This is a genomic window from Streptomyces sp. NPDC003042 (genome assembly GCF_053591315.1).
In genome coordinates this window covers 180,985-202,380 of record NZ_JBSFTP010000001.1, presented here as the reverse complement: position 1 = coordinate 202,380, position 21,396 = coordinate 180,985, and the positions used below count along the sequence as shown (strand labels likewise).

18 protein-coding genes are annotated in these 21,396 nt (G+C 70.9%); 11 read left to right on the top strand and 7 right to left on the bottom strand.

Features of this window, described 5'->3' with window-relative positions; genetic code table 11:
• Nucleotides 1-10: 10 nt before the first annotated feature.
• From pheA to ACWDYJ_RS00860, 3 genes are all read left to right on the top strand, one after another.
• On the top strand, nucleotides 11-946 hold the full coding sequence (pheA, locus tag ACWDYJ_RS00870; protein ID WP_451563276.1) for a prephenate dehydratase: 936 nt from the start codon (nucleotides 11-13) through the stop codon (nucleotides 944-946).
• A gap of 521 nt (nucleotides 947-1,467) precedes the next feature.
• Complete coding sequence (gene serS / locus ACWDYJ_RS00865; RefSeq protein WP_451563275.1) at nucleotides 1,468-2,745, top strand: serine--tRNA ligase; 1,278 nt, start codon at nucleotides 1,468-1,470, stop codon at nucleotides 2,743-2,745.
• Entirely contained in the window at nucleotides 2,742-3,554 is an 813-nt protein-coding gene (locus ACWDYJ_RS00860; RefSeq protein ID WP_451563274.1) for an HAD family hydrolase, read from the top strand. Before serS ends, ACWDYJ_RS00860 begins: the two co-directional genes overlap by 4 nt.
• Nucleotides 3,555-3,815: 261 nt before the next feature.
• Here ACWDYJ_RS00860 and ACWDYJ_RS00855 read toward each other — a convergent pair whose 3' ends face one another.
• The 5 genes from ACWDYJ_RS00855 to ACWDYJ_RS00835 all read right to left on the bottom strand — a co-directional run bounded on the left by ACWDYJ_RS00855 (nucleotide 3,816) and on the right by ACWDYJ_RS00835 (nucleotide 8,027).
• A complete protein-coding gene (locus ACWDYJ_RS00855; RefSeq protein ID WP_451563273.1) occupies nucleotides 3,816-4,442 on the bottom strand; it encodes a rhomboid-like protein in 627 nt (208 codons plus the stop codon).
• Nucleotides 4,443-4,527: 85 nt separating this feature from the next.
• Nucleotides 4,528-5,247 carry an ABC transporter permease gene (locus ACWDYJ_RS00850; RefSeq protein WP_451563272.1) on the bottom strand — a complete coding sequence of 240 codons (720 nt, stop codon included), beginning with the start codon at nucleotides 5,245-5,247 and terminating at the stop codon, nucleotides 4,528-4,530.
• Nucleotides 5,248-5,261: 14 nt separating this feature from the next.
• The gene (locus tag ACWDYJ_RS00845) at nucleotides 5,262-6,173 is read right to left on the bottom strand and encodes an ABC transporter ATP-binding protein (RefSeq protein WP_451563271.1); all 912 of its coding nucleotides are present in this window, start codon (nucleotides 6,171-6,173) and stop codon (nucleotides 5,262-5,264) included.
• Entirely contained in the window at nucleotides 6,170-7,057 is an 888-nt protein-coding gene (locus tag ACWDYJ_RS00840) for an ABC transporter permease (RefSeq protein ID WP_451563270.1), read from the bottom strand. Before ACWDYJ_RS00840 ends, ACWDYJ_RS00845 begins: the two co-directional genes overlap by 4 nt.
• Nucleotides 7,047-8,027: an ABC transporter ATP-binding protein gene (locus tag ACWDYJ_RS00835; RefSeq protein WP_451563269.1), complete on the bottom strand. Its 981-nt coding sequence runs from the start codon at nucleotides 8,025-8,027 to the stop codon at nucleotides 7,047-7,049. The genes ACWDYJ_RS00840 and ACWDYJ_RS00835 overlap by 11 nt, the downstream gene beginning before the upstream one ends.
• A 216-nt stretch (nucleotides 8,028-8,243) precedes the next feature.
• Here ACWDYJ_RS00835 and ACWDYJ_RS00830 point away from each other — a divergent pair, with 216 nt between their 5' ends.
• Genes ACWDYJ_RS00830 through ACWDYJ_RS00815 form a run of 4 tightly spaced genes read left to right on the top strand, consistent with a single transcriptional unit; the run spans nucleotide 8,244 to nucleotide 12,733 of the window.
• Nucleotides 8,244-9,113 carry a M24 family metallopeptidase gene (locus ACWDYJ_RS00830; protein ID WP_451563268.1) on the top strand — a complete coding sequence of 290 codons (870 nt, stop codon included), beginning with the start codon at nucleotides 8,244-8,246 and terminating at the stop codon, nucleotides 9,111-9,113.
• Nucleotides 9,114-9,118: 5 nt separating this feature from the next.
• Nucleotides 9,119-10,894: an SDR family oxidoreductase gene (locus tag ACWDYJ_RS00825; RefSeq protein ID WP_451563356.1), complete on the top strand. Its 1,776-nt coding sequence runs from the start codon at nucleotides 9,119-9,121 to the stop codon at nucleotides 10,892-10,894.
• Complete coding sequence (locus ACWDYJ_RS00820) at nucleotides 10,891-11,808, top strand: metal-dependent hydrolase (RefSeq protein WP_451563267.1); 918 nt, start codon at nucleotides 10,891-10,893, stop codon at nucleotides 11,806-11,808. The genes ACWDYJ_RS00825 and ACWDYJ_RS00820 overlap by 4 nt, the downstream gene beginning before the upstream one ends.
• A gap of 10 nt (nucleotides 11,809-11,818) precedes the next feature.
• Nucleotides 11,819-12,733 carry a MerR family transcriptional regulator gene (locus tag ACWDYJ_RS00815; protein ID WP_451563266.1) on the top strand — a complete coding sequence of 305 codons (915 nt, stop codon included), beginning with the start codon at nucleotides 11,819-11,821 and terminating at the stop codon, nucleotides 12,731-12,733.
• A 104-nt stretch (nucleotides 12,734-12,837) separates the two neighbouring features.
• Here ACWDYJ_RS00815 and ACWDYJ_RS00810 read toward each other — a convergent pair whose 3' ends face one another.
• Nucleotides 12,838-13,626, bottom strand: a complete 789-nt coding sequence (locus ACWDYJ_RS00810; RefSeq protein WP_451563265.1) for an aquaporin — start codon at nucleotides 13,624-13,626, stop codon at nucleotides 12,838-12,840.
• A 131-nt stretch (nucleotides 13,627-13,757) separates the two neighbouring features.
• Between ACWDYJ_RS00810 and ACWDYJ_RS00805 the strand changes: the two genes are divergently transcribed.
• From ACWDYJ_RS00805 to ACWDYJ_RS00795, 3 genes are all read left to right on the top strand, one after another.
• Complete coding sequence (locus tag ACWDYJ_RS00805) at nucleotides 13,758-14,297, top strand: RNA 2'-phosphotransferase (RefSeq protein ID WP_451563264.1); 540 nt, start codon at nucleotides 13,758-13,760, stop codon at nucleotides 14,295-14,297.
• A gap of 137 nt (nucleotides 14,298-14,434) precedes the next feature.
• On the top strand, nucleotides 14,435-16,381 hold the full coding sequence (locus ACWDYJ_RS00800; protein WP_451563263.1) for an HSP90 family protein: 1,947 nt from the start codon (nucleotides 14,435-14,437) through the stop codon (nucleotides 16,379-16,381).
• Nucleotides 16,378-19,383: a tetratricopeptide repeat protein gene (locus tag ACWDYJ_RS00795; RefSeq protein WP_451563262.1), complete on the top strand. Its 3,006-nt coding sequence runs from the start codon at nucleotides 16,378-16,380 to the stop codon at nucleotides 19,381-19,383. Before ACWDYJ_RS00800 ends, ACWDYJ_RS00795 begins: the two co-directional genes overlap by 4 nt.
• 79 nt (nucleotides 19,384-19,462) lie before the next feature.
• On the opposite strand, the gene ACWDYJ_RS00790 is transcribed toward ACWDYJ_RS00795, so the two are convergent.
• Nucleotides 19,463-20,368 (bottom strand): LLM class flavin-dependent oxidoreductase, encoded by a 906-nt coding sequence (locus tag ACWDYJ_RS00790; RefSeq protein WP_451563261.1) that lies wholly within the window; start codon nucleotides 20,366-20,368, stop codon nucleotides 19,463-19,465.
• A gap of 128 nt (nucleotides 20,369-20,496) precedes the next feature.
• On the opposite strand from ACWDYJ_RS00790, the gene ACWDYJ_RS00785 reads away from it, so the two are divergent.
• The gene (locus ACWDYJ_RS00785) at nucleotides 20,497-21,381 is read left to right on the top strand and encodes a Cof-type HAD-IIB family hydrolase (protein WP_451563260.1); all 885 of its coding nucleotides are present in this window, start codon (nucleotides 20,497-20,499) and stop codon (nucleotides 21,379-21,381) included.
• Nucleotides 21,382-21,396: the final 15 nt, after the last annotated feature.

The window sequence follows — 21,396 nt, the reverse complement described above, 5'->3', positions numbered from 1 at the left end:
GGCTGATCGCATGTCGGCAACCCGCTTCACGTATCTCGGTCCCGAGGGCACTTTCACCGAAGCCGCCCTGCGCACGCTGCCGGAAGCCGCCACCCGGGAGCTCGTCCCGATGGTGTCGGTCCCGGCCGCTCTGGACGCCGTACGCAACGGTGAGGCCGCGGCAGCGCTGGTGCCGATCGAGAACTCGGTGGAGGGCGGGGTCACCGCCACGCTCGACGAGCTGGCTTCCGGCGAGCCGCTGATGATCTACCGCGAAGTGCTGTTGCCCATCGCGTTCGCGCTGCTCGTGCGGCCCGGGACCAAGCTGTCGGACGTCAAGACCGTGACCGGGCACCCCGTGGCCCAGCCGCAGGTCCGCAACTGGCTGCGGACCCACCTGCCCGACGCGGTGTGGGAGTCGGCCGCCTCCAACGCCGATGGCGCCCGGCTGGTCCAGGAGGGCCGCTTCGACGCCGCCTTCGCGGGTGAGTTCGCCGCCGTCACGTACGGCCTTGAGGCGCTGGTCACCGAGATCCACGACGCGGAGAACGCCGAGACCCGGTTCGTGCTCGTCGGGCGGCCCGCCCGGCCGGCCGCTCCCACCGGCGCCGACAAGACCTCTGTCGTGCTGTGGCTCGGCGACGACCACCCCGGTGCGCTGCTGGAGCTCCTCCAGGAGTTCGCCGTCCGGGGCGTGAACCTGATGCTGATCCAGTCCCGGCCGACCGGTGAGGGCATCGGCAACTACTGCTTCGCCGTCGACGCCGAGGGCCACATTTCCGACCGCCGGGTCAGTGAGGCCCTCATGGGTCTCAAGCGGACCTGCCCGCAGGTCCGCTTCCTCGGTTCCTATCCGCGCGCCGGAGTCGCGCTGAGTGAGGTGCGCGCCGCGCGCCCCGGTACGTCCGACAGCGACTTCACCGAGGCCTCCGACTGGCTGGCGCGTTGCCTCGACGGTCGCTCGTAGGGCCTCGCCCCCTGTCCACAGAGTTATCCACAGGCCGGGACCCGGGCCTGGGGACAAGTCGACAGGGCGGTGCGACAAGGTCGACAAATCGGCACCGGGTCCAGGTTTCGCGCTGGCGAGCGGCAGGTGAACGGCGTCACCTCTGTATCGCGGATCAACTCTTTGGAGCGAGCCATTCCCACCCGAATGAGTGTGTGAGGGTGGTTTGAACCCTGATCGGCCCCGACCGCTCAAGGATCCCTATTGATCTAATTCCGTGTCCACAGATCCGACACACAGCCTGTGGATAAGAGTGGCCCAGGGCGAATTCCTGTGGACAAGACAGCCGCCTGCGGCGCTGCTCAGGCCCTCCAGCGGCGTCGCCTCGTGCCCTTTGGGGAATGGCGCCACGTTTATCGACCCCCGGAGCGATCGCGTCCGGCCACCGGACAAGGGATTTACATTCGGAGCAATTGGGGCATAGCGACACGCAGCGTGATATCGGTGTGATCCCAGGAAGCCCCGCCCGGTAGCCTGGAGGGGTGATTGACCTCCGGCTGCTCCGTGAAGACCCTGACCGTGTCCGCGCCTCGCAGCGCGCCCGTGGAGAGGACGTCGGCCTCGTCGACGCGCTGCTCTCCGCCGACGAGCGCCGCAGGGCCTCCGGCATGCGCTTCGACGAACTGCGGGGCGAACAGAAGTCGCTCGGCAAGCTCATCCCCAAGGCCTCCCCGGAGGAGCGGGCCGAGCTGCTGACCAAGGCCGAGCAGCTCAAGCAGGACGTCAAGGCGGCCGAGGCCGAGCAGAACGAGGCGGACGAGGCTGCCAGGCAGCTCCTGCTCCAGCTCGGCAACATCGTCCACAGCGATGTCCCGGTCGGCGGCGAGGAGGACTTCACCGTCCTCGAGACGCACGGCACGATCCGCGACTTCGCCGCCGAGGGCTTCGCGCCCAAGGACCACCTGGAGCTCGGCGAATCGCTGGGCGCCATCGACGTCGAGCGCGGCGCCAAGGTATCGGGCTCGCGCTTCTACTACCTGACCGGCGTCGGCGCGCTCCTGGAGCTCGCCCTGGTCAACGCGGCGATCGCGCAGGCCACCGAGGCCGGCTTCATCCCGATGCTGACGCCCGCGCTGGTCCGTCCGCGCGCCATGGAGGGCACCGGCTTCCTCGGCCAGGCCGCGGAGAACGTCTACCACCTGGAGAAGGACGACTTCTACCTGGTCGGTACCTCCGAGGTCCCGCTCGCGGCGTACCACATGGACGAGATCATCGACGCCGACAAGCTTCCGCTGCGGTACGCCGGCTTCTCGCCGTGCTTCCGCCGCGAGGCCGGTACGTACGGCAAGGACACCCGCGGCATCTTCCGCGTCCACCAGTTCGACAAGGTCGAGATGTTCTCGTACGTCGCACCGGAGGAGGCCGAGGCCGAGCACAAGCGGCTCCTCGACTGGGAGAAGCAGTGGCTGACCAGCCTTGAGCTGCCGTTCCAGGTCATCGACGTCGCGACCGGCGACTTGGGCTCCTCCGCCTCCCGCAAGTTCGACTGCGAGGCCTGGATCCCCACCCAGGGCAAGTACCGCGAGCTGACCTCCGCCTCGAACTGCGACGGTTTCCAGGCCCGCCGCCTGTCGATCCGCTACCGCGAGGGCAAGAAGACCGCGCCGCTGTCGACGCTGAACGGCACGCTGTGCGCAGTCCCGCGCACCATCGTCGCGATCCTGGAGAACCACCAGCAGGCAGACGGTACGGTCCGGGTTCCCCCGGTGCTCCGTCCGTACCTGGGCGGCCGTGAGGTCCTGGAGCCGATCACCAAGTGAGTCCGGCCCCTTTCCCGTACAAGCTCGTCGCGACGGACCTCGACGGCACGTTGCTGCGTGACGACGGCACCGTCTCGGAGCGCACGCGTGAAGCGCTCGCCGCGGCCACCGCGGCGGGCGCGGCACACATCGTCGTCACCGGCCGTGCCGTGCCCTGGACCCGGCACGTGCTGGACGATCTCGGCTACAAGGGGATCGCGGTCTGCGGCCAGGGCGCGCAGGTCTACGACGCCGGTGCGCACCGGCTGCTGACATCGGTGACGCTGGACCGGCAGCTGGCCGGCCTGGCGCTGGCGAAGCTTGAGGCCGAGGTGGGTCCGCTGGCACTGGCCGCCAGCCGGGACGGGGTGGACGGCGAAGTGCTGTTCGGCCCCGGATACCAGGTGCAGGAGGGCCTTCCGGCGCTCTACCTGGAGGACACCTCGGCCCTCTGGACCGCCCCGCTGAACAAGCTCTACATCCAGCATCCCGGGATGGGCGAGGACGAGCTAGTGAAGGTGGCCCGGTCGGTCGTCGGCAGCCTCGTCGACATCGTGATGGCAGGTCCGGGCATCGTGGAGATCCTGCCGCTGGGGCTGAGCAAGGCCACCGGTCTGTCGCTCGCCGCCCGGCGGCTGGGCGTGAAGGCGGCGCAGACGATCGCCTTCGGCGACATGCCCAACGACATCCCCATGTTCGGCTGGTCCGCGCACGGTGTGGCGATGGCCAACGCCCATGCGGAGCTGAAGGCCGTGGCCGACGAGGTGACGACCTCCAACCAGGAGGACGGCATCGCCGTGGTGCTGGAACGCCTGCTGGGCGCCGCGTAGCACCACGTACGCAGGTGTAGCACCACGTACGCCAGGTACAGGACGTACGAGAGGTCCGGGGCAGCCCGCGCCGAACGGCGCGCTCGAAGTGGCTGCCCCGGACCTTTTGTTGCTCCCCGCACCGCTCACTCTGCCCCTGCCGCACGTCCCGTACCAGCGAATTTTCGCCGTACGAGACGGCCACCGCCGAGGGGTGTCGGGGTCATGTTTCACGTGAAACATCCGGGCGAGTGCGGCGCCCGTGCTGATCCCGGGTCAGAGTCACCCGTGCTGATCCCGGGTCAGAGTCAGCGGCCAGGCGAGCAGGCCGACGGCGAGCGCGATGGCGTGACCGAGGTCGGTGAAGGTGCCACCCGTGACGAGCGGGACCCCGAAGAAGGTCACGGCTCCGGCGAGGTAGAGCCATCTCCACAGACCCGGTAGCCGGTAGGTCAGCACGCCGACCGAGGCCGCAAGCCCGTAACTGACGCCGATGTCGACGACGTGGGTCATGCTCTGTGGCGCGCGGTGGTCCTGGATGGCCGTCAGGAGGATCTTCTGGCTGATCAGCGTGGCCGTGATGTGGGCGGTCGCCACGATCAGGATCCAGCGTGGGGTGCCGAGCCAGCGCTCGACAGGGGCGTGGAAGAACTCGAAGAGCACCGCGTAGAGAGCGAGCGAGGCCGGGTTCTCGATCCAGAACGCACTGCTGAGCAGGGCCCGGACAGGATGTTCGACCAGCTCGTGGATGTTGCTGCTGTTGCGGTGGAGCAGAACGTGCTCGACCCGGTCGGGGGCGATCACGACGACGAGGCTGGTGAGGGCGATGATCAGTAGCCAGATGTGCGTGCCGGGCGAGGAACGTATCCAGGACCGCAGGGGCCTGGACGGCTCGGTGGGCTCGATCATGCACCGATGATGGCGCGCGAAGCTGTGCCCCGCCTGGCCGGTGGGCCGGGCGGGGCACGGAGTTCGCGGCCGTGGCGGCGGGCGTCTACTCCTCGCCGGCGAGGGTCAGGCGGCGCAGCTTCTGGCCCGCGTAGACGGTGGCGCCGACGGTGACCACCAGGAGCAGGATCACGGCCGTGGGCATGCCCACCGCAGCGTCGACGTACCCGGGCGCGGCCACCTTCTCGGCCAGGGTCAGGGCCCACTGCTGGACGCTGAGGGTCTTGGCCCCGGAGACCAGGCTGCCGAAGAGGGACTCCCAGATCAGGGCGTAGACGAGACCGAAGACGACCGCGTGCCGGCTGACGGTGCCCAGCAGCAGGAACAGCGCGCTGTAGGCGATCGAGGCGACGAGGGCGGCGACGGTGTAGGCGACGGCGATCTGCTGGCCGTTGCCGTTGAGGATGAACCCGGCGATCAGAGTGGGGATCGCGGAGAAGGCCATCGTGACGGCGATCGCGACGATCAGCTTGGTCATGATGATCGTCGGGCGCTTCACCGGCTTGGACAGCAGGTAGACGATCGAGCCGTCGTCGATCTCGGGGCCGATGGCTCCGGTGCCGGCGATGACACCGATCAGTGGAACCATCGTCGCGAGGGCGAAGCCGCCGAGCAGGTCGGCGGCGACCTTGTCGTCCAGCCCGGTGAAGGTGCGGACGGCGATCGAGATGACGATCAGCAGGGCGGGCAGCGTGAAGAGGATCAGCGCGCGGCGGCGGCCGAGCAGGGCCCGGTAGGTGAGCCGGGCGACGGTGGGGTTGTACATGGGTGCCAGCTCCTTCAGGCCGTGACGAGGTAGGAGAAGACCGACTCGAGGGACTCGTCGGAGGGCGAGACGGTCTGGAGCCGGATGCCGTGCGCCCGGGCGACCCGCGGGAGCAGCTCGGTGAAGCGTCCGAAGTCGACGGCCTGGATGCGCAGGGCGCCCTCCTTGAGGTCGACCTCGATGCCGGCCGTGGACGGGTCGGCGATCAGCGCCGCGGCGAGGGCCCGGTCGTCGGAGGAGCGGACCAGGTAGCGGTGTGGGCGGTCCGTCATCAGGCGGCGGATCCTGCGGAAGTCACCCGAGGCGGCGTGCCGGCCGGCGACGACCACCTCGATGTGGGAGGCGAGCTGCTCGACCTCCTCCAGGATGTGGGAGGAGAACAGGACGGTGCGGCCTTCGTCGCCCATCCGCCGCAGCAGTTCCATGAGCTGCATGCGCTGGCGCGGGTCCATGCCGTTGAACGGCTCGTCGAGGAGCAGCACGGAGGGGTCGTGGACGAGGGCCGAAGCCATCTTCACGCGCTGGCGCATGCCCTTGGAGTACGTGGAGATCTTGCGGTCCTGGGCGTACTCCATCTCGACGGTGGCGAGCGCGCGCCGGGCGTCCGCGTCGTCGAGTCCGTGGAGTTCGGCGTTGGCGACGACGAACTCCCGGCCGGTGAGGAAGTCGTACATGGCCTCACGCTCCGGTACGACGCCGATCTGCCGGTAGACCTGCTCGTTGCGCCAGATCGGCACGCCGTCGAGGGTGACGGTGCCCGTGGAGGGGGCGAGGAAGCCGCCCATCATGTTGATGAGGGTGGACTTCCCGGCGCCGTTGGGGCCGAGGAGTCCGGTCACACCGGGGCCGATGCGCATGGTCACGTCGTTGACGGCGACGACGTTCCCGAACCAGCGTGAGGTGTGGTCGATGTCGATGATGGTCACAGCCCGGCCTTCCGGTAGCGGGCCATCAGCGCGGCGTAGGAGCCGGCGATGAGGCCGAGGACGACGAGCAGGTAGACGACACCGACAGCGGCCGTGGGGCCCTCGCCCCCGGGGAAGGCGGAGGTGGCGTCGAGGAACGCGGACTGCACGCCGTCGATCAGGGTGATCGGGGAGAACAGGCCCATCCACTCGATGGCACCGGTGGACCCGGTGCTGTAGGCGATGCCCTGGACCGCGGTGACCGCGCCGTACGGGATCAGGAGCAGGGCGATGATCGCGGCCACGCCGAAGCCGCGGCGAGGGGTGAGCGCGGCCATGACGAGGCCGAGGCCCGCGAAGAGCAGGGACAGCAGCAGTACGGACACCAGTCCCTGCCCGAATCCCTTGGTCTGGTCGCCGAAGTCGAACTTCGCCAGGAGCGAGCCGATCCACATGATCAGCAGCGGTGTGGCGGTGAGGACGAACAGGGCCGAGGCCATGGCCGCGTACTTGGCCACGACGTAGTCGACCCGCTCGATGGGGCGCGAGAAGTAGAGCGGCACGGTCTTGAAGCGCAGGTCCCGGGAGACCGACTGGGGCGCCTGGGAGGCGAGGTAGAGCCCGATGATCACCTGGGTGGTCAGGGCGTACGTCGTGTACTTGATCGGCAGATCGGTGGATCCGGGAATGGCGATGGCCACCGCGACGATGATCAGCGCCGGGACGCACATCACCGCGAAGAGGATCATCGGCAGGACCTTGGACTTGGCCGAGCGTCCGAGCCCGTACGCGCCGCGCAGGGACTGCGAGAACAGCGAGGTGCGGGCGTAGGAGCGGCCGAGCCGGGGGCCCGTGTAGGACCGGTAGCCGATGTTGTGGATCTGGGTCGAGGTGTCAGGCGCCATCGGAACCGGCTCCCTTCTGCTGGACGGACTGGTCGTGGTCGCGGAAGACCTCCGCGATGTGGTGGCGGCGCTGCTCCATGCGGACCAGGCCGATACCGAGGTCGGCGACGGTGTCGCGGACCGTGTCGTACGTGTCCTCGCCGGTGGCCTCGATCAGGAGGATGTGGCCGGCGCCGGGCAGGCCCTGCTCCTCGCCGGGATGGAGGGTCACACCCGCCTCGGTGAGCGCCTTGCGCAGCGCGGCGGTGCCGTCCGGGTGCGCGTCGGAGTCGGTGACCTCCACCGCGAGGGTGGTGGTGGTCTGGGTGAAGTCGCTGGTGGAGCTGGAACGCAGCAGTTTGCCGCCGTCGACGACGACCACGTGGTCGCAGGTCCGCTCCAGCTCGCCGAGGAGGTGGGAGGTGACCAGGACGGAGATGCCGAAGTCGGTGTGGACGCGGCGGATCAAGGCGAGCATCTCGTCACGGCCGACCGGGTCGAGGCCGTTGGTCGGCTCGTCGAGAAGCACCAGCTGGGGGTCGTGGACGAGCGCCTGCGCCAGCTTGACGCGCTGCTTCATGCCGGTGGAGTAGCCACCGATGGGGCGGTAGCGCTCCTCGTACAGGCCTACGTGGCGCAGGGTGTCGGCGGTCCGCTCGCGGGCGGCGGTCGGCGGCAGGCCGGACATGCGCGCCATGTGGACGACGAACTCTGTGGCGGATACGTCGGGTGGCAGGCAGTCGTGTTCGGGCATGTAGCCGACGCGTTCACGGATGGCGCTGCCATGCGTGGCGACGTCGAGCCCGAGCACGGCGGCGCGGCCCTCGGTGGCGGGGGACAGTCCGAGCAGAATCTTGATCAGCGTGGACTTACCGGCTCCGTTGGCGCCCACGAGCCCGGTTACGCCGGGCCCGATGTCCAGGGAGAGCCGGTCGAGGGCGGTCACTCGGGGATACCGCTTGCTCAGGCTTTCGGTCGCGATGACAGTCACGCGGTCGACGTTAATGGCGAAGACGCCGCGGATCGTCAGACCTGGAGCGGCATCGTGTCTCCGCCTTGAGGACTACAGACCCTGACGCAAGGCTGATGCGGAGGGGACACCATGTTTGTCCACAGGTCCGTGCAGGGGCCTTGACGTGATCTCCGGTCATTGTCACATTCATCAGTGTCAACTTACGGGCGCGTACGGCTACAAGGGACGGCTGGCATGGCTGGGGACACCAAGCAACGCACCGCGCACGACCCCGCGCGGCTCGCCGCCGAGCTGAGCGGCTTCCGGGAGGTGCAGCGCCTCGCGTACGAGTGCGCGGAGACCGTGGCCGCTCAGCTGCGGCCGGGAGTGACCGAGCGCGAGGCGGCGCGCATGCAGCGCGACTGGCTGCGCGAGCGGGGGGTGCGGGACTGGTTCCACCTGCCCTTCGCCTGGTTCGGGGACCGCACCGCGTTCGCGAACTTCAGGATTCCCCTCCAGTTCTTCCCGACCGGCCGGAGGCTGGAGCCGGGGATGCCCTTCATCCTCGACATGGCGCCGGTCCACCGGGGGTACGCGGCCGACATCGGGTACTCCGGCAGCCTCGGCCTCAATCCGGTGCAGGACCGGCTGATGTCGGACCTGCGGCCGCACCGCGACCTGATCCTGGAGCAGGTGCGCGAGCGCCGCTCCCTGCGCGAGATCTACGAGAACGTCGAGCGGCTGATGACCCGCCAGGGGTACGCCAACAGGCACCGGGCCTACCCCTTCGGCGTGATCGCGCACAAGGTGGACCGGGTCAAGGAGCGGCGCTGGTCCCCGACCGCGTTCGGATTCGGCACGCAGTCCCTCAAGGGCCTGGCGTCCGACGCCCTGCACGGGCACCGTGAGGGCTGGTCCCCGCTGTGGAGCCCCTACCACTTCTCCGACCACCCGCCGCAGCCCGGCCTGTGGGCGGTGGAACCGCACCTGGGCTTCCGCGGCACGGGCGCCAAGTTCGAGGAGATCCTGGTGGTCACCGACTCCCGGGACCCGGACGAGAGCGCGTTCTGGCTGGACGACGACCTGCCGCACGTGCGGCGCTGGGCTGAGGAGAAGGCGGTATGAGCGCGATGAGCGGTACGGCACTGGCGGGCGCGCGTGAGCGCTGGGTGAGCACCGGCGGGATCGAGCTGTGCGTCGTCGAGCTCGGTGAGACGGACCGGCCGACCGTGGTGCTGGTGCACGGCTACCCGGACAGCAAGGAAGTCTGGTCGGAGGTCGCCGAGCGGCTCGCGTCCCGCTTCCACGTGGTGCTGTACGACGTACGGGGCCACGGGCGGTCCACGGCTCCGGCGCCACTGCGCGGCGGCTTCACCTTGGAGAAGCTGACGGACGACTTCCTGGCCGTGGCCGACGCGGTCTGCCCGGACCGGCCGGTTCACCTGGTCGGCCACGACTGGGGTTCCGTACAGGGCTGGGAGTTCGCGACGGTCGCCCGTACCGAGGGCCGGATCGCGTCCTTCACCTCCGTGTCGGGACCCTCGCTCGACCACTTCGGACACTGGATCAAGAAGCGGATGGCACGGCCGACCCCGCGCCGCGCCGCCCAGCTGCTCGGTCAGGGTGCGAAGTCCTGGTACGTCTACATGCTGCACACGCCCGTACTGCCGGAACTCGCTTGGCGCGGGCCGCTCGGCAGGCAGTGGCCGACGATCCTCCAGCGCCTGGAGAAGGTCCCCGCCGACCCCTCCTACCCGACCGCCTCGCTGCCCTCCGACGCGGCGCACGGCGCCTGGCTCTACCGCGACAACGTACGGGCCCGGCTGGGCAGGCCGCGCGCCGACGCGTACGCGCACGTACCGGTCCAGCTGATCACACCGACCGGGGACGCCTTCCTGTCCGAGCGGCTCTACGACGAGCTGGAGCTGTGGGCTCCGGACCTGGTACGGCGGACCCTGGACGCGAAGCACTGGGTGCCCCGGACCCGGCCCGACCAGCTGGCCGCCTGGATAGGCGAGTTCGTCACCTCCCGTGAGGAACCCGCCACGCGGGCGCCCGAGCGGAAGGCTCCGGGCAAGTACGCCGACCGGTTCGGCGGCCGGCTCGTCCTGGTCACCGGCGCCGCCAGCGGTATCGGCCGGGCCACGGCCTTCGCGTTCGCCGAGGCCGGCGCCCGGGTGGTGGCCGTGGACCGGGATGCGGAGGGCGCGGCGCGCACCGCCGAGTTGGCCCGGCTCGTCGGGGCGGCCGACGCCTGGAGCGAGTGCGTCGACGTCAGCGACGAGCAGGCGATGGAGAAGCTCGCGGTGAAGGTCGCCGCCGAGTACGGGATCGTGGACGTGCTGGTCAACAACGCCGGCATCGGGCTCTCGGGGCCCTTCCTGGAGACCACCACCGAGGACTGGCAGAAGGTCCTCGACGTCAACCTGTGGGGTGTCATCCACGGTTGCCGGATCTTCGGCAAGCAGATGGCGGAGCGCGGTCAGGGCGGCCACATCGTCAACACGGCCTCGGCCGCCGCGTACCTGCCCTCCAAGACCCTGCCCGCGTACAGCACCTCGAAGGCGGCGGTGCTGATGCTGAGCCAGTGCCTGCGCGCGGAGCTGGCGGCGAAGTCGATCGGCGTGTCGGCGATCTGCCCGGGCATCGTCAACACCAACATCACTGCCACGTCCCGGTTCGCCGGGGTGGACGCGACCGAGGAGAAGCGCCGCCAGGATCGCTCCTCACGGCTGTACGGGCTGCGCAACTTCCCGCCGGAGAAGGTGGCGGACGCCATCCTGCTGGCCGTGGTGAAGAACCAGGCCGTGGTGCCCGTGACTCCGGAGTCGAAGGGCGCCCTGTGGATGTCCCGCTTCGCTCCGCGCACCCTGCGGGCGTTCGCGAAGCTGGAGCCGAGGCTGTGAGCCCGGCCGGCGCGGCGGGCGCGTACCCGATCACCCCGCGCCGGGTGGCCTTCGACTGGCAGACCACCCCGCTGCACTGGATACCCGGCGAGGCCACCGCCACCCACGTCATCAACGTGCTGCACCTGCTGCTGCCCGCCGGCGAACGATGGTTCGTCAAGGTCTTCAAAGAGGGCCTGCCGCTGGTCACCGACGCGCGGCTGCGCCAGGACGTCAAGGGGTTCATGGGGCAGGAGGCCACGCACAGCGTGCAGCACTCCTACGTCCTGGACCACCTCGCCGAACAGCGGCTGCCGACCGAGGCGTACACGAAGTACGTGGACTTCCTCTTCGAGAAGCTGCTGGGGGAGACCCCGCCCTTCGGGGCGCCCGTCAGCGCCCAGGAGTGGCTGCGCTTCCGGCTCTCGCTGGTCGCCGCGATCGAGCAGTTCACGGCGGTCCTGGGCGACTGGGTGCTCCGCGCCGAGGGGCTCGACCGGGCCGGCGCGGACGAGATCATGCTGGATCTGCTGCGCTGGCACGGGGCCGAAGAGGTGGAGCACCGCTCCGTCGCCTTCGACATGTACCAGCACTGCGGGGGCTCCGGGCCCCTGCGGTACGCGCGACGCGTCGAGGGGATGCTCGTGGTGGCCCCGGTGCTGGCTTGGCTGTGGCTGTGGGGGGCCTCGTACCTCATGCGCAACGACCCGGAACTGGCCGGGCGGCTGCGCTATTCGCTGCGCGGGCACAACCGGGCGGTGGCCAAGGGACTGCTGCCGACGTGGAGAGAGCTCGGCACGGCCATACCCCGCTACTTCCGCCGGTCGTACCATCCCTCGCAGGAGGGCTCGCTGCGCAAGGCGGTCGAGTACCTGGCGGCGTCTCCTGCCGCCCGGGTGGCCGCGGGCGCGGTCGGCCGAGCCGCCATGTCGTAGGGAGCCGGGATTGTCCGATCAGGCGGTAGCCGAATACCGGATCGAGGATCTGGCGCATCACAGCGGAGCGACGGTACGCACGATCCGGGCGTACCAGGACCGCGGTCTGCTGCCGAAGCCGGAGCGCCGGGGGCGGTCCAATGTCTACCGGGACACGCACCTGGCGCGGCTGCGCCAGATCGCGGACCTCCTGGACCGCGGCTACACCCTGGCCTCCATCAAGGAGTTGCTGGAGGCGTGGGACGCGGGGCGCGGGCTGGGCGGCGTACTGGGCCTGGTCGCCGAGGTGCACGGGCCGTGGACCGACGAGGAGGCGGCCCGGATCAACCGGGCCGAACTGAACGAGCGGTTCGGCGGCAGGCCCGACGACGACGCGGTGGACGAGGCCTGCGAGCTGGGGGTGCTGGAGCGGATTCCGGGTCGCCCGGACGAGTTCCTGGTGCCCTCCCCGCAGGAGCTGGCCGTGGCGGCCGAGCTGTACGCGGCCGGGGTGCCCCTGTCAGCGATCACCGGGCATCTGCGCGAGCTGCGCGGGCAGGTGGAGCACATCGCCTCGCGCTTCCTGGAGTTCACCACCGAGCACGTCTTCGCCCGCTACCTCGGGCACGTGCCGCCGACCGACGCGGACGCGGCCGAGGCGGCGACGATGGTCCGGCGACTGCGGCCGCTCGCCCAGCAGACGGTGGACGCGGAGCTGGCGCGGGCCATGCGGCTGTTCGCGACCCGGCATCTGCAGGAGCACCTGGGAGGCCCCGGCGCGGCGCGGTTGTCGGGACCCTCGCCGGTGGCCCTGCCGGCCGAGACGGTGCGGGCGGTGCGGGAGCTGGTGGGTCCTGACCATGTGGCGGAGTTCGTCCGGGCCGCGACGGAGCGGGAGCTCCAGGCCCGGACGATGAACGATCTGGCCCGCCGCGGCGGCCGGTAGTGCTCGATCAGTAGTCCACAGGGCGAATCGCACACTTGTCGCCGAAACCCACCGAAACGGCTGTGGACAAGTCCGGCTCGCCTGTGGGCAACCCGGTGGAAGCCTCAGACGATGGCCTCGTACTCGGGACCGGTACGCGGCATATCGGCCATCGCGATCTCGGTCCCGACCGCCGGCCCGTCCTGCGGCCTCTGCGCCACCCGGGCGCGGCGCTCGCGGCCGTAGAGGAGGGTGGCGAGGACGAGGCCGAGGACGCCCCCGAGCAGCTGCGCCGCGACGAAACCGGGCAGCGACTGGGGGGCGATGCCGGTGAAGGAGTCACTGAAGGCACGCCCGACCGTACCCGCCGGGTTGGCGAAGGAGCCGGACGAGGTGAACCAGATCGCGGCGGCGATGTACGCGGCGACCGCGGCCGGGATCAGCTTCGGACGGCCGATGCGGCCGAGCCCCTGGATGACCAGGACCAGCCCGGCGGTGGCGACCATCTCACCGACCAGCAGGTGACCCCCGTCGCGGACCTGGGTGGAGAAGGTCCCCGGGGTCCGGCCGAACATCGCCTCGGCGACGACGGCTCCGCCGATGGCCCCGGTGACCTGGGCGGCCATGTAGGCGAGGGCCTCACGGCCGCCTAGTCCCTCGCCGCCGGTACGGCGGGCCCACCAGGTGGTGAGGGTGACGACCGGGTTGAGGTGGGCACCGGACAGCGGCCCGAAAAGGGTGATGATCAGTGCGAGGCCGATGGCGGTGGCGAGCGAATTGGCGACGAGGGCGACACCGGTGTCGCGGCTGAGGGCCGAGGCCTGGATACCGGAGCCGATCACCACCACGAGCAGGCCCGCGGTGCCGATGAGTTCAGCAGCCGCACGCCGTAGCAGTGAAGCCTCATGTGTCATGGTTTCTCCCTCTGAGCAGCAGTCCAGCGGAAAATGTATTCCGTATCTTGGAAGAGCGATAGAGGTGTCCACCCCATGAGGGGAGCGAAAAATCCCTGCCGGAGACCCCCTCGACCCGGCACGCTGGGGACATGGACGACAAGCGCACCGTGAAGGTGTCCAAATACGTCTCGAAACACCTGCGACATCAGCCGGAACGGATCGGACTGGCGCTCGATCCCCAGGGCTGGGTGGAGATCGAGGACCTGCTCCGCGCGGCCGAGGCCCACGGATTTCCTTTCAGCCGGGCGGAGCTCGACCACGTGGTCGCCTCCAACGACAAGCAGCGCTTCGCCGTCGACGGCACCCGCATCCGGGCCAGCCAAGGCCACACGGTCGAGGTGGACCTGGCCCTGCCGGAGGCCGAACCGCCCGCGTACCTCTACCACGGCACCGTCGCCGCCGCCCTGGACGCGATCCGCGCCGAGGGCCTGCGCCCGATGGCGCGCCACCATGTGCACTTGTCGCCGGACCGGGAGACCGCGACCCGGGTGGGGGCGCGCAGGGGCCGCCCCGTCGTGCTCGCCGTGGACGCCGGGGCGATGCGGGCCGCCGGGCACGTGTTCCGGATCAGCGCCAACGGGGTGTGGCTGGTGGACGCCGTGCCGCCGCGATTCCTGCGCTTCCGGTAGGGGCGGCGGCCGGATAGGGCTCGGAATTCTCCGCGAGATTGTCGGATCATCCCCCTACTCTGTTGCTCACTCCGGGAGACGTGAGGGGGGTACCTCGCGATCGCCGAACAACCCATGCGAGCAAGCGAGGTCACCTCATGACGCCCACATCGCCTTCCCCTTCCCCTTCCCCTTCCCCTTCCCCTTCCGGTTCCGGTTCCGGTTCCGGTAGCGCGAACGAGGCCGAGGTACAGGACGAGACCGCGGTCAACAGCTTCCAGGTCGATCTGCGCGGCCTGGTCGACCTGCTCTCCCACCACCTCTACTCCAGCCCGCGCGTCTACGTCCGCGAGCTGCTGCAGAACGCCGTGGACGCCGTCACCGCCCGGCACGCCCACGAACCGGGCGCACAGGTCCACATCCGCCTGTCCGCGTCCGGCGGCCGGGTCACCATCGAGGACTCCGGCATCGGCCTGACCGCCGCCGAGGCCCACTCCCTCCTGGCCACCATCGGCCGCAGCTCCAAGCGCGGCGGGGACAGTGCCGTCGAGAAGATCCGTGGCCTCGAGACCACCCGCCAGGAGTTCCTCGGCCAGTTCGGCATCGGCCTGCTCGCCTGCTTCGTCGTCGCCCGGCAGATCCGTGTCGTCACCCGGTCCGCCCGAGACCCCCAGGCCGCCCCCGTCGAATGGCTGGCCACGGACGACGGCTCGTACACCGTCCGCGAACTCCCCCACGAGGCCCGCCCGGAACCCGGCACCACCGTCCACCTCGAAGCCCGTCCCGGCGCCGAGGAGTGGACCGAGCCCGCCAAGGTCGAGCGGCTCGCCCGCGACTACGGCTCACTGCTCCCGTACGAGATCACCTTCGACGACGGCCAGGGCGACGCGCCGCGCCCGGTCACCGACCGGCCCGCCGTGTGGGACCGCTCCTTCCCCACCCCGGCCGCCCGCCGCGTCGCGCTCGCCGGGCACTGTACGCAGCTCTTCGGTTTCGCCCCGCTCGACAGCATCGACCTCGATCTTCCGGTCGCCGGCGTGCGCGGCGTCGCGTACGTCCTGCCGGAGCCGACCAGCCCCGCCCACCGGGCCGGACACCGCGTCCACCTCAAGGGCATGCTGCTCACGGACCAGGCCGACAACCTGCTGCCCGACTGGGCGTTCTTCGTCCGCGCCGTGCTGGACACCGACACACTGCGGCCCACGGCCTCCCGAGAGAACCTGTACGACGACGAGACGCTGGCCGCCGTACGGGAAGCACTCGGTACCCGCATCAGGTCCTGGCTGGCCGAGCTCGCCGCCAGTGACCCCGAGCGCCTGGCCGCCTTCCTGAGCGTCCATCACCTGGGTGTGAAATCCCTGGCCCGCCATGACGCCGAACTGCTCGGGCTGATGCTTCCGTGGCTGCCGTTCGAAACCAGTGACGGATCGATGAGCCTGGAGGAGTTCGCCGCCGCCCACAGCGACATCCATTTCACCCGCACCGTCGAGGAGTTCCGCCAGATCGCCCCGATCGCGGCGGCCCACGGCCTCGGCGTGATCAACGCGGGCTACACCTACGACGCGGACCTGCTGGCCCTGCTGCCCTCCGTGCGCCCGGAGCTCAAGGTCACCGAGCTCGACGCCGGCGCCGTCACCGAGCGGCTGGACCCCGTCCCCACCCATGCCGAACTCGCCCTCGCCGCCTTCCTGTCCACCGCCCGTACGCGCCTGGAGCCCCAGGCCTGCGACGTGGTGCTGCGCGCCTTCCAGCCCGTGTCCGTCCCCGCGCTCTACCTCGACGACCGCCAGGCCCGGCAGGAACGCGACCGGACCGCCGCACTCGACAACGCCGACTCGCTGTGGAGCGGCATCCTCGGCGCACTGCGCGGATCCGGACCGCGTGCCCGCCTGGTCCTCAACCACAACAACCCGCTGATCCGGCGGATCGCGAGCCTCCCGGACGAGACGCTGACCGGCACCGCCGTCGAGTCGCTGTACGGGCAGGCCCTGCTGATGTCCCAGCGGCCCCTACGACCGGCCGATTCCGCCCTGCTCAACCGGGCCTTCCTCGGGCTTCTGGAATGGGCGACCCACTCCGCCCCGACCCGGAAGGACGACAAGTGAGCACCATGACGAGCGAAGAGATCCAGCGGGCGCTGCACGAGAACCGCGGCCTGCCCCACGGCGCCGCGCGCAACGCGCGGGCCGAGGCGCTGACCGCCGCCGCCGAGGTGTGCGGCGACCCGGACGTGTTCCGGCGCGCGCTGGTCGCCCAGATCGACGCCTACGAGTACAGCGCCGAGCGCAGCCGCATGGTGGTCCCGTTCGCCCGCCTGCTCCAGGAGTACGACCGCGACCCGGGCGCCTTCGGCGCGGGCGACACGCACTCCCTGTTCTGGCGGTTCAAGTGGGTGTCCGGCCAGATCATCAACTCCCCCGAGGTCCCCGTCGCGGCCGTCACCGGCTACCTCGACGACATGGAGAAGCGCTATCGCGTCGCCGGATACAGCGAGCGCGCCGTGCGCCAGTCCGAGTTCTTCCTCGCGGACGCCATCGGTGACGACGAGCGGGCCGAGCGGGCCATGGCCGACTGGCGTGAGGCCGACCGCGACCGGATGAGCGACTGCCATGCCTGCGAGACGAACACCCAGGGCACCTTCTGGGCGACCAGGGGCGAGGACGCCAAGGCGATCGACGTCTGGGAGCCCGTACTGAAGGGCGGTCAGAGCTGCATGGAGGAGCCGCACCGGGTGCTCGCCCGTTCGCTGCGCCCCCTGCTCCGCCTCGGCCGCGCCGACGAGGCCCGCGCACACCATGTGCGGGGATACCGCATGGCACGCGGCAAGGAGAGCCTGCTGCGCTCGATCGGTGAGCACATCGAGTTCTGCGCCCTCACCGGCAATGAGGCGCGCGGCGTGGAGATCCTCGCCGAGCACAGCGCGCACCTCAAGCCGCTGGCGGACGTCAAGACACAGATGGACTTCTACGGCGGGGTCCTCGTCCTGTTGCGGCGACTGGCCGAACTGGGCCACGGCGTGGACCCTTCGGTGCACTACGAGGGCTCCGCGCGCACCGTCGACGAGCTGCACGGGATCCTGCGTGCGGAGGCCGTGGACATCGCCGCGCGCTTCGACGTACGCAACGGCACCACCCGCGTCTCGGACCGGTTCCTGGCCCGGATCGGCCAGGCGCCGCTGGTCGGCGTACTGCCGCTGGGCGTACGCACTGCCGCGCTGCCGAAGGCGGCCGCGACCCCGGCGCCGGCACCGGTGGCCGTCCCCGCCGCCGGGTTCACCGAGCTCGTGGACCGGGCGCGGCGCTCGCGCGACCTGGGGCACCCGGCAGCGGACGCGCTGTGGGCCGAGGTGGCCCTACGGGCCGACGCGCTGCCGGCGTCGGAGGTGGACCCGCTGGTTTCCGCGGACGTCGCCGACCACCGGGCGCTGACCGCCGCGAGGGCCGGCGCCCAGGAGGCGGCGCACCTGCTGACGGCGGTCCGTGACGGCTACCGGGCACTCGGGCAGGTCGAGCGCGCTGCCCTGGCGGAGCTGCGGCTCGCGAGCGCGGCCGCGCAGGCCGGGGCCGAACCGGGGGAGACCCGGGCGCTGCTGGCGGCGGCCGTCGAGGCCGCCGAGGCGCTGGCCGCGGACGAACCGCTGCGGACCCGCCGGATCGCGCTGGCGGAACTGTCGGCGATCCGCCTGGAGCCGTACCTGCGATCCGTCGAGGCGGAACGCGAGCACGGGAACGACCACCAGGAGCACGGCCACGACCACGGCCACGACCACGGCCACGAGGCACTGGCGACCGGGCTCACCGCCTTCGCCGCCACGTACGGGGAGACGCAGCCGGACCTGGTGGCGGAGGCCGAGGAGATGCTGGGCCGGATCGCCCTCTCGCAGGGCGACACCGAGCAGGCTCTGCCGCTGCTCACCGCATCTGCCACCCGGGCGGTCTCGGCGGGCCGGCCGTGGCAGGCCGTCGACCCGCTCGTGCTGCGGGCCGGTGTCCTGATGTCGCTGGGCCGCCCCGAGGAGGCCGAGGAGGCGGCGCGCTCCGGCCTGGAGCATTCCGGCGAGGCCACCGACGCCGAACAGCAGGGCGTCGTACGGCTCACCCTCGCCGACATCCTGCTGCGCCGGAGCGACGCGGCGAAGGAGGCCGCCGAGCACGCCCTGACGGCGGCGCACTGGTTCGACCAGGCCGCTCTGACCGCCGACGGCGGGGCACAGGCCCGGCTGGTGCTGGCCCGGGCCTACGCGCGCGACGGCCGGAACGCCGACGCGGCGGAGGTGCTGCAGTCGACCCTGCCCGACCTGCTGGAGCACGGCGAGGGCCAGGCGGTATCGGCGCGGGAGTTCCTGGGCGACCTGCTGCGGGAGTTGCGCGAGTCACGTCCGGCGGCGGAGCAGTACCTGCTGGCGGCGGAGCTGGTCAAGGACTGGCAGGACCCGCGTCCGCAGGCGGACTTCGCGCAGTCGGCCGCCGACTGCCTGTCCGACGCCGGACTCGTCGAGGAGGCCGTCGCCGCGTACGAGCGAGCCCTGGAGCTGCACCGGCAGACCGGGGAAGTCGTGATCGCCGAGGTCAGGATCCTGCGCTCGCTGGCGTGGCTGGGCCTGCGCGAAGAGATCACCCGCGCGGCGGTGGCGGCCGCCCGGATCCGGATGGACGAGGCGGCTGCCGTACTGGAGGCCGCCCTGGCCGCTGATCCGCAGGATCCGGAGCTGCGCTCCGAGCTGGCCCAGACCTGGCACCAGCTGGCGCAGGTGCTGGACCGCTGGGTCAGCTCCCGGCAACCCGACGAGGAGGGGGAGGAGGACTCCCCGTCCGACGGTGTCCCCGGTGCGCTGAGCGCGGCGGAGATCGAGGCTCTGCGGCTGGAGGAGATCCTGCTGTGGGACCGGGCCGCCGGCCTGTACGCCGAACTCGGGCCGGACCACCTCCAGGACCGCTTCCAGTGTCTGAACAACGCCGCCTGGACGGATCAGGAGCTGGGCCGCCCCGAGGCGGGGGCCGCCCGGATCTCGGCCCTGGTCGAGGAGGTCAAGGGGCTGCCCGAGGGGACCGTCCCGCAGTGGCTGGTGCCACAGGCGGAGCGGACCATCGTGAACCTGACGTCCTGAAGTCGCGTGCCCCGGTCCCGCCCCGGCCCTTTCGGACGACGGGGGCGGGGCCGCGCACCGCGGCGCCGCCTTCGTTGAGTCAGCCGTCCAGCTGGGCGAGCGCCTCGGTGGCGATCCGCTCGAAGACCGTCTCGTCGGCGGCGAAGTCGGAATCCGGGACCGGGGCGTGGATGACCAGTTCGGTGAAGCCCAACTCGCGATGCCGGCCCGCGAAGTCGACGAACGCGTCCACGGACTCCAGGAGGGTGCCGCGCTCCGGGGTGAAGCCGGTCAGCAGGACCTTCTCGATGGTCCCGGGCTCCCGCCCGACTTCCGCCAGGGCCATGTCGAGCTTGCCCAGCTGCCCGCGGACGGCCTCCAGGGACTGCTCGGGCGTGCCGTCCTCGAACAACTTCGGGTCACCGGTGGTCACCCAGGCCTGGCCGTGGCGAGCGGCGATCTTCAGGCCGCGCGGCCCGGTCGCGGCGACGGCGAACGGCAGGCGCGGGTCCTGGGCACAACCGGGGATGTTGCGGGCCTCCTCGGCGGAGTAGAAGGTGCCGTCGTGGGTGAGTGCGCCCTCGGTCAGCAGCCGGTCCAGAAGCGGTACGAATTCCCCGAAGCGGTCCGCCCGCTCACGCGGGGTCCACGGCTCCTGCCCCAGCGCCGTCGCGTCGAAGCCGATGCCGCCCGCGCCGATACCGAGGGTGACACGCCCGCCGGAGATGTCGTCCAGCGTGATGAGTTCCTTCGCCAACGTCACCGGGTGCCGGAAGTTCGGCGAAGTGACCAGGGTGCCGAGGCGAAGCCGGTCGGTGACAGCGGCCGCGGCGGTCAGGGTGGGCAGCGCGCCGAACCACGGGCCGTCGCGGAAGGTCCTCCAGGACAGGTGGTCGTAGGTGTACGCGGTGTCGAAACCGAGACGCTCGGCCCGCTGCCACTGGTCGCGGCCCCCTTCGTGCCACGGGCGGACCGGAAGGATCACAGTGCTCAGACGCAGACTCATGCGCTCGAGCCTACGGCGACGCGTGCGAACAACGGCACATCACTCATCGTGAGGCCCGCCTCCACGGGCTCCAGGGAATGTTTCACGTGAAACATCGGCGCCCGCCCGTGGTCCGGCGACCTGGGCCCATGGGCGAAGATGGAGCCGTGACCTCGGATCCCCAGTGCCCGGACGTGCCAGCCCCCGCTCCCCGGCTCATCGCCACCGATCTCGACGGCACCCTGCTGCGCGACGACAAATCCGTCTCGCTCCGCACGATCGCCGCGCTCGCCGCCGCCGAGGAGGCCGGGCTGGAGGTCTTCTTCGTCACCGGCCGCCCGGCCCGTTGGATGGGCGTGGTCAGCGATCACGTGCACGGCCACGGCCTGGCGATCTGCGCGAACGGCGCCGCCGTCGTCGACCTGCGGACCGACCCGGAATTCGTGCAGGTCCGGGCCCTGCCCCGGGCCACCGCCCTCACGGTCGTGGACACCCTGCGCGCTGTCGCCCCGGGCACGTCCTTCGCGGTCGAGCTGACCACGGGCATCAACTACGAACCGACGTACCCGCCGTTCTTCCAGGACCCGGGGGCCGCCGTCGCCATCGCCGAGAAGCTGCTGCGCGAGGAGCTCGACGACAGTTCGGCGCCCGTGCTGAAGCTGCTCGCGCACCACGCCGAACTGTCCCCGGACGAGTTCCTGGTCCTGGCCCGCTCGGCCGCCGGGGCATACGCCTCGATCACCCGCTCCAGCCCGACCTCCCTGCTGGAGATCAGCGGACTGGGCGTGTCCAAGGCCAGCACCCTGGCGCTGTGCTGCGCCGAGCGTGGCATCTCGCCCGCCGAGGTCGTCGCCTTCGGGGACATGCCGAACGACGTGGAGATGCTGCGCTGGGCGGGCACCTCGTACGCGATGGGCAACGCCCATCCGGATGTGATCGCGGCCGCGTCCGGCCGTACGGTCGCCAACAACGAGGACGGGGTCGCCGTCGTCATCGAGCGCATCCTCGCCGAACGCGCCGCGCGACAGCCGTAGCCGTAGCCGTAGCCG

Coding starts and splice junctions, on each gene's coding strand:
- pheA (WP_451563276.1), top strand. CDS start 11: ATGTCGGCAACCCGCTTCACGTATCTCGGTCCCGAGGGCACTTTCACC.
- ACWDYJ_RS00855 (WP_451563273.1), bottom strand. CDS start 4,442: ATGATCGAGCCCACCGAGCCGTCCAGGCCCCTGCGGTCCTGGATACGT.
- ACWDYJ_RS00850 (WP_451563272.1), bottom strand. CDS start 5,247: ATGTACAACCCCACCGTCGCCCGGCTCACCTACCGGGCCCTGCTCGGC.
- ACWDYJ_RS00840 (WP_451563270.1), bottom strand. CDS start 7,057: ATGGCGCCTGACACCTCGACCCAGATCCACAACATCGGCTACCGGTCC.
- ACWDYJ_RS00830 (WP_451563268.1), top strand. CDS start 8,244: ATGGCTGGGGACACCAAGCAACGCACCGCGCACGACCCCGCGCGGCTC.
- ACWDYJ_RS00825 (WP_451563356.1), top strand. CDS start 9,119: ATGAGCGGTACGGCACTGGCGGGCGCGCGTGAGCGCTGGGTGAGCACC.
- ACWDYJ_RS00810 (WP_451563265.1), bottom strand. CDS start 13,626: ATGACACATGAGGCTTCACTGCTACGGCGTGCGGCTGCTGAACTCATC.
- ACWDYJ_RS00805 (WP_451563264.1), top strand. CDS start 13,758: ATGGACGACAAGCGCACCGTGAAGGTGTCCAAATACGTCTCGAAACAC.
- ACWDYJ_RS00800 (WP_451563263.1), top strand. CDS start 14,435: ATGACGCCCACATCGCCTTCCCCTTCCCCTTCCCCTTCCCCTTCCCCT.
- ACWDYJ_RS00790 (WP_451563261.1), bottom strand. CDS start 20,368: ATGAGTCTGCGTCTGAGCACTGTGATCCTTCCGGTCCGCCCGTGGCAC.
- ACWDYJ_RS00785 (WP_451563260.1), top strand. CDS start 20,497: ATGGGCGAAGATGGAGCCGTGACCTCGGATCCCCAGTGCCCGGACGTG.